The sequence below is a fragment of the Microvirga soli genome (genome assembly GCF_016734765.1).
GTDB classification, from domain to species: domain Bacteria; phylum Pseudomonadota; class Alphaproteobacteria; order Rhizobiales; family Beijerinckiaceae; genus Microvirga; species Microvirga soli.
On sequence record NZ_JAERQE010000091.1, the window covers coordinates 1 to 10268 of the forward strand.

At 60.7% G+C, this 10268-nt stretch carries 10 protein-coding genes and 1 pseudogene; 9 read left to right on the forward strand and 2 right to left on the reverse strand.

Annotated features, from left to right (window positions below):
• The 5 genes and pseudogenes from JKL45_RS28455 to JKL45_RS28470 all read left to right on the forward strand — a co-directional run.
• Positions 1-368, forward strand: a 368-nt coding sequence (locus JKL45_RS28455) for a DDE-type integrase/transposase/recombinase (protein ID WP_201865147.1), incomplete at its 5' end; no start/stop codon positions are given.
• 60 nt (positions 369-428) lie between these two features.
• Positions 429-554 (forward strand): annotated as a pseudogene (locus JKL45_RS31000) (mechanosensitive ion channel domain-containing protein); the annotation flags it as partial.
• A complete protein-coding gene (locus tag JKL45_RS28460) occupies positions 531-1043 on the forward strand; it encodes a hypothetical protein (protein ID WP_376771092.1) in 513 nt (170 codons plus the stop codon). The pseudogene JKL45_RS31000 and the gene JKL45_RS28460, both read left to right, overlap by 24 nt.
• A gap of 298 nt (positions 1044-1341) precedes the next feature.
• Positions 1342-2148 (forward strand): alpha/beta fold hydrolase, encoded by an 807-nt coding sequence (locus JKL45_RS28465; RefSeq protein WP_246499079.1) that lies wholly within the window; start codon positions 1342-1344, stop codon positions 2146-2148.
• Between the two features lie 392 nt (positions 2149-2540).
• A complete protein-coding gene (locus JKL45_RS28470; RefSeq protein ID WP_201865149.1) occupies positions 2541-3248 on the forward strand; it encodes a LysM peptidoglycan-binding domain-containing protein in 708 nt (235 codons plus the stop codon).
• A gap of 293 nt (positions 3249-3541) precedes the next feature.
• On the opposite strand, the gene JKL45_RS28475 is transcribed toward JKL45_RS28470, so the two are convergent.
• Positions 3542-3868, reverse strand: a complete 327-nt coding sequence (locus tag JKL45_RS28475; RefSeq protein WP_201865150.1) for a hypothetical protein — start codon at positions 3866-3868, stop codon at positions 3542-3544.
• Positions 3869-4115: 247 nt separating this feature from the next.
• Between JKL45_RS28475 and JKL45_RS28480 the strand changes: the two genes are divergently transcribed.
• Positions 4116-4325 (forward strand): hypothetical protein, encoded by a 210-nt coding sequence (locus JKL45_RS28480; protein ID WP_201865151.1) that lies wholly within the window; start codon positions 4116-4118, stop codon positions 4323-4325.
• An 87-nt stretch (positions 4326-4412) separates the two neighbouring features.
• Positions 4413-4988, forward strand: coding sequence for a substrate-binding domain-containing protein (locus JKL45_RS28485; RefSeq protein ID WP_201865152.1), 576 nt, complete (start codon positions 4413-4415; stop codon positions 4986-4988).
• 348 nt (positions 4989-5336) lie between these two features.
• Here JKL45_RS28485 and JKL45_RS28490 read toward each other — a convergent pair whose 3' ends face one another.
• Positions 5337-5936: a Dps family protein gene (locus tag JKL45_RS28490; RefSeq protein WP_201865153.1), complete on the reverse strand. Its 600-nt coding sequence runs from the start codon at positions 5934-5936 to the stop codon at positions 5337-5339.
• 1301 nt (positions 5937-7237) lie between these two features.
• On the opposite strand from JKL45_RS28490, the gene JKL45_RS28495 reads away from it, so the two are divergent.
• Positions 7238-8382 (forward strand): IS3 family transposase gene (locus JKL45_RS28495; RefSeq protein WP_376771091.1). Its coding sequence is split into 2 segments (ribosomal slippage): positions 7238-7496 and positions 7496-8382, totalling 1146 coding nucleotides; the frame shifts between segments, so codons are not numbered across the junction.
• A gap of 553 nt (positions 8383-8935) precedes the next feature.
• A complete protein-coding gene (locus JKL45_RS28500; RefSeq protein WP_201865155.1) occupies positions 8936-9919 on the forward strand; it encodes a sensor domain-containing diguanylate cyclase in 984 nt (327 codons plus the stop codon).
• Positions 9920-10268 lie beyond the last annotated feature (349 nt).

Genomic DNA, 10268 nt, shown 5'->3' on the forward strand with positions numbered 1-10268 from the left:
CCAAGCAGTTCCTGCGCAAGGCACTCAAGGGGCATGGCCGGCCCGAGAGGATCATGATCGATGATAGCCAGACTAACCGAGAAGCGATGCTGTCCTGCGATACGGAACACCGGCTCCAAGATAGGTCGAGACGCGATCTGAAGCCGATCCGGATCAGGCAGAGTGCCTACCTCAATAATCGAATCGAACAGGATCATCGGGCGATCAAGCGGCGGATCCGGCCGATTCTGGGATTCAAGTTTTTGAACAACGCTCGCGTGATCCTGGGCGGGATTGAACTGGTTCACATGATGCGGAAAGGACAGGCGAAATATGCCCACAATCTGCAGCTGTCACTCGCGGAGCAATTCGATCTGCTCGCCGCATGAGCTCTCCAGAAGTACCTGATCCTTTCTCGGCTCTGATCCGGATTTGCGACAGAACCCTTCCGCCAGGGTGATCAGATTGTGGTCGGCAAGCACGAGGGAACAGTCGAGCGCATCGAGGCACCGGCGACCCTGATCAGGACCTACGATGGCAAGCGGGTGATCATCCCCAACAGCAGCGTCTACACCGAGTCCGTCACCGTCAACACGGCCTTCGAGCAGAGCCGTAGCGAGTACGATATCGAGATCGGGTACGGTGACGATGTGGGGAAAGCCTGCGAGGTGATCCGCGGCGCCCTGAACGGAGTGCCGGGCGTCTCCGATCAGCCCGCGCCTGAAGCCGTCCCTTGGGAGCTGGCCGGGTCCAGCGTCAACATCAAGGTGCACTGGTGGACCCGGCCACAACGCGCGGAGGTGGTGGATGTGCGCGGACGCGTGATCGAGGCCGTTCAGCAGGCGCTGGGTCATGCCGGCATCGACCTGCCGTTCCCGACTAACGTGGTGCTCCTGCACGATCAGACTGAGGAGGCCGATGGGGACCGCACGCGTCAGCGCGAGGGATGGCCTGCGGGCGACAGACCGCCTGCCCCACGTCACCTGAACGAGGTCACCGTTGATGGTGCGGGAGAGCCCAAGCGGCAGGACGACGCGACGCGGACGGACCGCCGGCGCCACTGACCGACACAGAAGCCAGCTCATGTCTTGAAGCCACGGCCTTCAGGCAAGAACCTAAGGACAAATCCTAACGCTTGGTGCCCCAGGGTCGGGCGGCTGATTGGGGTAGATTCCACTAACTGGTCGGTTCGATCGCTAAACCGCGGGAGGCCTCACCAACAACGCTGCACCAGAAGCCAGGCTAGGGCGTTGGTGTCCACGAGTGCCTTTCCAAACATGAAGGACCCGATACGGTGGCCACAGGCAGAGCAATAGTCTCCGCTCATCCTCTACTCCGCGCCGAACTGCACGGAGGCGGTGAATGATGCATGTTGTTCGTCGGGGACAGGGGCGGCCCCTGCTCCTCGTTCATGGCCTGGGGGGTAGTTGGCGGTCTTGGAGCACCATCCTTCTTGCCCTTGCTGAAGAGCGTGAAGTGATTGCTATCGATCTGCCCGGCCACGGCGGCACGCCCGCCGGAGCCGGTAGCGGCACCTTCATGGGCCTTGCCGACAGTGTTGATGCCTTCATTGCCGAACAGGGGCTTTCGGGAGCCGATGCCGTCGGGAGTTCGATGGGAGCGCGGCTTGTGCTGGAGTTAGCTCGCCGGGGGAGCGTTGGCGCGGTCGTTGCCCTCGATCCGGGAGGGTTTTGGCGCGGATGGGAGCGAACGTTCTTTCGCACAACCATCGGAGCATCCATTCGGCTGGTCCGTGGTCTTGGGCCTACCCTGCCTATGCTGTCGCGCAACGTGGCGGCACGGACTGCTCTCCTGGCGCAGCTCTCTGCGCGACAGTGCGCCCTTGCTCCCGAGCTTGTTGCGACCGAGCTGAAGAGCTATGCCGCGACGCCCACCTTCGACGCTCTGGTTCAAGACTTGGCTCAAGGGGCGGAGCAGCAAGGACCAGCCGCACCTGGTTCCGGTCCGGTGGTGATCGGCTGGGGCCGGCAGGATCGCCTGTGTCTGCCGCGCCAAGCAGCCCGTGCGCAGGAGGCGTTTCCGACCGCCAAACTGCACTGGTTCGACAAATGTGGCCATTTCCCAATGTGGGATCAGCCAGAGGAGACAATACGGCTCATTCTCGAAAGCGCAGGCGGCACTCACGAGAGACCCACTGGAAGTACTTGAACAGTCGCCTTGGACCTGAGGCAAGCAGCATTTGTCGGGTACCGGGTGTCAGATTTCAATCACTGGCATCCGTGTGGCAGCAACCCCGCGATTGATCCCCGGGCACCGCAGGCAGAGCCGCTTCCCGGTTCCTACCGTGCTTGAGAGCTGGGCCACCAAGGTAGATCAACCTCCGTCGCAAATCCCGAATGAGTGTGGAAGGTCCACCTATGCAGTGCTCCAATCCGTCTCATCATGTTGTCCCTGTCGTCACCAAGTTGTCTCTACGATCCGGCAACGAATTCAACTGGGGCCAGTTATCTGTCCAAGTGTTCTGACACGTTGCAGGCCTTTCGGGCACAACCTCATCGAGGTCATCCAGGCAGCCGGAAACCGAACACAAGGATATCCCCATGAGCGCTCGGCACTGCATTTATGGCTCCGTTGCCCTGGTCTTTCTCGGCTCCAGCCCTGTTTGGGCACAACCTTCCGCCCCTTGTGGCGATGCGACCCGGGTGAGCCGATCGGACACCCTCAGCAGCATCGCGGCTCGCTGCGATACAACAGAAGCCGCCATCCTGCGGGCCAACCCGGCGGTTGAGGGATCCGATGACCTTCGGGTCGGCCGTGAGCTGAAGCTCACGGCCTCGACAGCCCAACCAACAACCGAGCGACTGGGATCGCTCGCCCGGGAGGCCGGCAGCGCGCTGAGTGGAATGGCGCGGGATCTCACCTCGTCCGTGGACAACCTCCTCGACAAGAACCCGGACCTGCGGCAGCGACTGGGCGTCATCGGTGACCGCATTAGCTCCACAAACGTCGACGTGAGCAAGGCCGAGGTCGCGCTCACGCCCGGGAATGGCACGATTGGTACGACGGTGACCGTATCCGCCAAGGGTCTCCCCTCCGACACGGCGGTTGTCATCGGCGGCGGCGCACCTCGGACCGCCTACGAGATTCTCCAGCAAGGCCGGACGAGCGCGGATGGAACACTCCAAGCAAGCGTGCGAATTCCTGACTGGAGCACGGGTCAGGAGCGTTTCGTGGTGACCGTCTCCGCCGAAGAGGCGGAGTGGAAGGTGCGTTCCGCTCCCTTCCAGATCACCGACACAAAGCTCTGACGGGCGCCGCATACCAGCACCTGACCGGCTCGCGCGTCCTGAGTGCGGGAGCCTATACCCTGGCATGGTAGATGATGGCGTCCGCCCCTTGCGCTGCGGTCCACTGGGCGTCCAGCAGGCGACGCATCATTGCACTTGTGGCTCCATCATCTCGAGCAGGAAGGAAGGCAAGCAGACGGCCAGCCTTGGCAAGGCTTAGAGGATCATTGGAAGCCAGGCATCGGCCGTCACGGGCACCACGACAGCACATGCTGGAAAGCTCCCGCCGGAAGATGGGGTGATATGCCGGCGGATCATCCCATTGTGGAAGTTGATTGCGGACCGAACACTCGCGAGCACACCTCGGTGGCTGCACCCTGGTGGAGTTCACGGGTGTTCCCCCGTTCGGCCGTATTCTGGATCTCAGGAATGGTGCGGGCGTAGCCCTCAAGGGCGCCCACGATATAGGCTCCGATCAGCAGATCCGTCATGCTGCTGTGCGACGGGAGGAGCGCCCCGCGCTGTCCGGTGATGGCGAACACCTGATCCTCCACATGGCGGCTCACGCGAACGACCATCTCCGGGACCCAGGCAGGTTGTGCGGCCTTGCTGGTCCCAGGGCCACGAAGCCAGTTCAGCATCGTCCTTCTCCTGACCTGCCCTCAAAGGGATGCCATGGCACTCATGGACCTCATGAGCCCAACGCGCAATCCCGGCGAGCAGCAGAGTTACTCCTGGATTGTTGAACGGAGCGAGGCTTGAGTGTGGTGATGAATGGCTCAACCCTCAGGACAGCATCCGCTGGAACGCCAAGCCAAGCGACGCGGTTGGTTTAGCATCGGGCCGGCCATTCAGAAGAGCCGCGCCCAAGGACGAGGAACAGACGCCATGGCTCACAGATTCGGGGTTGGCCAGCTTGTGCGGCCAAGGGAACGGGTTCTCGAGAACACCGGGATCTACGAGATCCTGCGCCTTCTGCCCTCCGGACCTGATGACGAACCACTCTACCGGATCAAGGCCGCGACCGGGCCGATCCAGCGCGTGGTGCGTGAGGCCGACATCGTGCCGGCGTCGGCCTCCTCGCACGGGACGGGCTGAACGGGGATTGCCCTCAGCGCATCAGATGAACCAGTGCCGATCCGGCCTGTTGTCATTATGACCGCTATTAAGGGCGGCGGAGGTTTGATGTCACTGTACCGGATCGTCTTGGCTCTCGTGGTCACCGCCCTCCTCTGCTTGGGCCCGGCCAGAGCGCAAGAGCGCACCATCAGGGTTGGCGTGCCGGCCGGAGCGCTGGTTCAACTCGTGCAGGTTTTGGCTCCTATGTTTCAGGCCGAAACCGGCATTGGCGTCACCGCCACCGAGCTGAACCCAACTGCACTGCTGTCAGACGCTGGCGCCGATGCGGCTCTCCTTCCACGACGCCTTGCTGAAAGGCTCCAGCCAACCAGCCAAGCGCCCTCTCGGGTCGCCTTCTCGGGTGATGTCATTCTGGTGGGATCACGGGCGGAAATGGCCCGGGTGCGGGGTTTGAAGGATATCAGGAAGGCCTTGCGCTGGATTGCCTCGGCTCGCGGCGCCTACATGTCCAGCAGCCCAGCGCTCGGCACGCGGGAGCTGGAGCTGTCCCTGTGGCAGAGCATCGGCGTCAATGTTCAGACCCGCTCGACCTGGTACCTCGAAGGCCGCGGCGATGAAGCCAGCGTGCTCAAGCAAGCGGGCAACATGGGAGCCTACCTTCTGGTCGAACGCATGGCGTGAGCGGCCCAGGAGAACCGGCGCGGTCTCGAGGTGCTGGTGGAAGGGGATCCGGTTCTGCTCACCGACTATGTCAGTTACCTGGTTCGGGAGACCTCGCACGACGCTCGAGCATGGTTTGATTGGCTGTCGTCGGAGCCGGCCCGAACCGTCATCGCAAGCTTCAGCTTGAATGGAATGAAGGTATTCACGCCGGCAACCGGCAGCGATGCCGAAGGCCCTCCCTCAAAGACGTAACCGGGCTCATACGTGGTGTGGCGAGCCGTGCATGAATGTGCGGAAGTGCGGCTAGGCTCACCCAGCGCCGTCTGGAAGCGGCGCATAGTACCATACTGGATGTCAGGTTCCCGCTCAGTGTCCAGATGATCGTATTCCACGGTTGGCCTCGAACAGGAACCAGATGCGTTCCTCGGTCTGGTCGATGAACTCCTCGAGCATGCGCTCGGTAGCGACGTCGTCATGGTCGTCGGCGAGGTCGTGCGTCTGCCGCATGAAGGCTGCCAGTTGCCTGTTGTCTTCCAGCAACTCGGCGAGCATGTCAGCCGGCTCGACATACTCGGCGTCATTGTCGGGAAGGCGTTGCAGGCGTCCGATGTGACCGACCGAGCGCAGGGTGGTCCCACCGATCTTGCGGGCCCGCTCCGCCAGGGGATCAGTCATGGCGAAGATCTCGGCCGCCTGTTCGTCGAACATCCGGTGATAGTCACGGAAATGGGGCCCGCTGACATGCCAGTGGAAGTTCTTGGTCTTAAGGTAAAGCACAAGGCTGTCCGCGAGAAGCGTGGTCAGCGCCGCTGCGATATCTTCGGTGGCTTGCGGTGACAGGAAGGTTGGGGCTTCCAGGCGCGGCAAGGGGCGGCTCTTGCGCTCTGCCACGATGTCGGCCGCACCCTTCGTCTTGGTGGAGACCTTCGTCTTGGTGGACTTGCGTGAGGAGGGAGCCTTGGCCATGCGCAATCTCCGCGGTTGGACTGACCGCACCTATCATCGGTGTCTGGCGGCGACGGGATTTCCGAGCACCGCAGGCTGAACCCGCGCAGCCCAGCCGGGTTCCTGGCGAGCCGACTCAAGGTCGAGGCCGCTGGTGTCTAGGAAGCCGGGAGAGCAACCCTAGGAGGCGCAGAGTAGGGCGAGCCACACACTCAACACAGGCGGACATACGGTCTTACCATAGATATCGCTTGTGGTCAGAATTTCTGTCGCGCGAGGTCTGGCGCAGGGGAACCTGTTCGGCCGCAGCGGGCTTCCTTGAGGAAGTTCTGAGAGCACCCCAATGTCTGATATCCCCTATCCTGATACGCCACAGCCCGACATTCCCGTGCTTCCAGAGCCGGACTTGCCGACACCAATCCCCGAAACAGAACCAGACGACGCACCTGACCTGCGGCCCGACCCAACGGAGCCGCCAGGAGATGATGTCCCGAAGGCAGGCTAACGTAACCTCATCCCCACCCGCGTCAGCGGAAGGCGGGGTGTGGTGTAGCGAGATTGAGATGCTTTAGTCAGCAATCGTCAATGAAGCAGCGATGACACGACTCTTGATGCTGGCCGACCTGTGGTAGTGGCTTGCCTGCTGAAGCATGTCCGCGATTTGAGATAGACCCTGTCGGTCCAGCTCATCTGCCATCGTGGCCAGAGTTGAAGCTATTCCCTCCTTGACCTGTGCGCCTTTCTCCAAGGCCGCCCCGTAGTCTAAGGCAGCTCGTCTCAACTCAGCCGCTGGGTCCTTTCATTCTTAGCTTTCCTCGCTTCTGGTAGCGGGATAATGGTGCGGACTGCGGGGATCCACCTTGGCAGCGCCTAACCATTGATTTGGCAAGGTTTTTTCTTGGCTCTGGTTCCCTTATTTGTAGTTGGGATTTGCAGCCGCGGCAAGGCCTTGCAGCGGGTGTAGTGCGCCCGTGGACATCGAGGATGCTATCGGCCGCTGGGGCAACAAGACTATGGGCATGGGATACAGGGAAGGGTATCGTCTGGAGCAACTCAGAGACTTCTTGGAGAAGGTGGACTTGGAGTAGGCAGCACCGGACTTCCCAAGCCCGTCAACCACCACCGGACGGTCTGCTGCGTGGTATACAGCGATACCCAATAGGACATTGAGGAGTATCGGCTGTCGGCACCCAGGCAGGGTCTAAGGTCTCATCCCTGACACACTGGGTCACCGCTGACACGTAACGGTCATACGTCACTGGGCCGGTGTGGTCTTGTTTCGGAAAAATGGAGAGCACTTCTTATGATCCAGGAGGTGCTCCATGCCCCAGACACGCTTTACGAAAGAGTTTCAGGATGAGGCTGTTCGGCTCGCCCTGACCAGCGGCCGCAGCCGACGGGCGACTGCTGAGGATCTCGGCGTCGGCCTGTCGACCCTGCGCAACTGGATCGACCGCCGCCGTGAGCGCCAGATCGACGATCCACCGGCAGATCGGCAGGAGGACATGGTAGCCGAGCTGAAGCGGCTGCGGCGCGAGAACGAAATCCTGCGCCAGGAACGGGAAATCCTCAAGCGGGCCACGGCTTTTTTCGCCAAGGAGGGAAGTCGATGAGGTTCCAGCTCATCGATGCGGCGAAAGAGAGCTTCCCCGTCACCCGTCTGTGCCAAGTCCTGGGTGTCAGCCAGAGCGGCTACTTCGCCTGGCGCTCGCGTCCAGCCAGCCCGCGCCAGCGGGAGGATCTGGTTCTGTTGGCCCACATCCGCTCGGCCTTCACTCTCTCTAACGAGACCTACGGCAGTCCGCGCATGACCCGCGAGCTGCAGGATGAGGGACTGCAAGTCGGTCGCCGTCGGACCGCTCGACTGATGCGGGAGAACGGGCTCAAGGCCCGGCAGAAGCGGCAGTTCAAGCGCACCACTGACAGCCATCATGCCTTTCCGATTGCGCCCAACCTGCTCGAGCAGGACTTCTCGGCCACACGCCCAAACCAGAAATGGGCTGCTGATATCTCGTACGTGTGGACGAACGAGGGCTGGCTCTATCTGGCCGTGGTCCTCGATCTCTTCGCCCGGCGGGTGGTTGGCTGGGCGGTGAGTGACCGGCTGCACAAGGAATTGGCGCTCGAGGCGCTGCGCAAGGCTTTGGCGATCCGAAGACCTGGTGAGGGGCTGACCCATCACGCGGACCGCGGCAGTCAATATTGTTCGATCGAGTATCAGGCCGAGTTGAGGAAGCGCGGCATCCGGATCTCGATGTCCGGGAAGGGAAACTGCTATGATAATTCGGTGGTCGAGACCTTCTTCAAGACCTTGAAGTCCGAATTGGTCTGGCGCACGGTGTTCCACACCAGAGCCGAGGCCAGGCAGGCGATCGGCCGATACATCGACGGCTTCTACAACCCTGTCCGGCGTCATTCGACACTGGATTATGTCAGTCCGGTTCAGTTCGAAAGGCTGGCCGGATAGCTACTAAACCGCTCTCCACAAAAGCGGAGCAAGACCAGTGTTGAGGACAGCAGCCCCCTGCCTGGCAACCAGTTGTCTTGCGCCATTGCAGGACATCTGTAGGGTCAAAGGACGGCTTTGGGCCAGTGCGCTAGAGTTAATGCTTATAAGAGCTATGGTAGCAGACACCAGATTGACATAGTCCATCGCCGCCTCCAGACGGTGGCACAAGGCCGAGAGAATGCCTGAAGAGGATGCGCCCAAGCCGTCCGACTGGCGGTGTGGGAACGCACGGAGGAGTGAACTCAATCAACCAAGATGCATAGGATCCCGAACGGTGGGCAGAGGTATGGGGAAGGGAGTCATCTGGAGCAGTTGGCGGCTGGCTGGAGAGGGCAGCCTTGGAGTGTCTGTGAGCTACAGCAGGCGGTAAGGTCTTCCCTCTGATTCGAATGAATGCGACCACCTACCCTGCCGAATTGAAGCCTCTCGTTTACTATAAAAGAGCGGATATTTGCGGTTGGTGAGCCTCGGCGAGTACAGTGGTTTCTCTCTTCATCTTCTGCAGTGCTTGATGAGTTATTTTATTTCAGACATCAATGACGAGACTCTCCGGTCTTTGTTGGAAGCCCTCACAGAGAGTGGACAAGCGGTTTCCATCTTCGATGCCGACGACAATCTCCGGTATGCGAACAAGACCTACCACGGCATGTTCCTCGGCGACTACGACGGTCCTTTCACCTTCAGTGATATCACCCGCCACGCGCATAAGAACGGGCTTGGCGTAAGGATTGATGACAATGATGTCGAAGCCTTCATTGCACGGACCCTGCCTCGGCGTAGAAGCTTTCCCCGCAAGTCGTTTGAGACTGACCTTGTTGACGGGCGGTGGTTCTGGGTCGACCATACGGTTTTACCGAATGGCTGGGTTTTGTCCGTAGGTGCCGATATCACAGCCCTGAAGCAGAACGAGAAGTCATTGCGCCAAGCCCATGAAGTGGCCCTTCAAGCATCACGAACAGACCTCCTCACTGATCTGCCAAACCGCCGCTACATCCTAGAACTGTTAGATGAAGCCTTAGCCACGAATAAAGCGACTGGGTCCAGCCTCTGCATCGCCATGATCGACATCGATAAGTTCAAGGCTATCAACGACGCGCATGGCCATGAGGCTGGTGATGCTGTCCTGCAGCACTTTGCTCGTGTCTGCCGCGAGAGGTTGAGGAAGCATGACCATATCGGGCGCATGGGCGGTGAAGAGTTCCTGCTGATCCTCCCGAACACCAGCCTCATCGATGCTGCCCGTGTGATCGAACAGATCAGGCAGGGCTGCTGCGTGGCGGCAAAGGCTCAGAACGGGGCGCCGACTCTGTCCTACACGTTTAGTGCTGGCCTTGCCGAAGCCCTCTTCGATGATGACGTAACCTCCGCACTGCGTCGGGCTGATCGCGCCTTGTACGCTGCCAAGCGGGACGGCCGGGATCGCACCAAGGTTGGGTTTGAGACGGAAGCTCTCTGGGCGTGGAAACCCAACAATGGCGGGACGGGCGAGAACTGAGTCACAGCGATCTTCGTCGAATTCGTTCAATACTCTTACCGTTTCCAGTTAACCCTCCAGATGCCCTCCAGTGTACTTAGGGTCATATTCATACGGGTACTGTAGGTGAGGAGGAGTACATGGTGATGATCAACATGATTCACCTACTACCCAGCCCTCAGAGCAATCTACAATGACCCTTGGCTCGATCTTGCAGGAGTACCTGTAGTGATGGATCAGCAGGCTCCTGCGGTAGAGTCCGCGCTGGTGGTGGAAATTTGCTGACGCGCCGCGTGTTGGGATGAGGTGGTCATTGGGAGGACCGGCTATGGTGGAGTTGCTCGACTGCACCCCAGCTGAAGGAACCCCA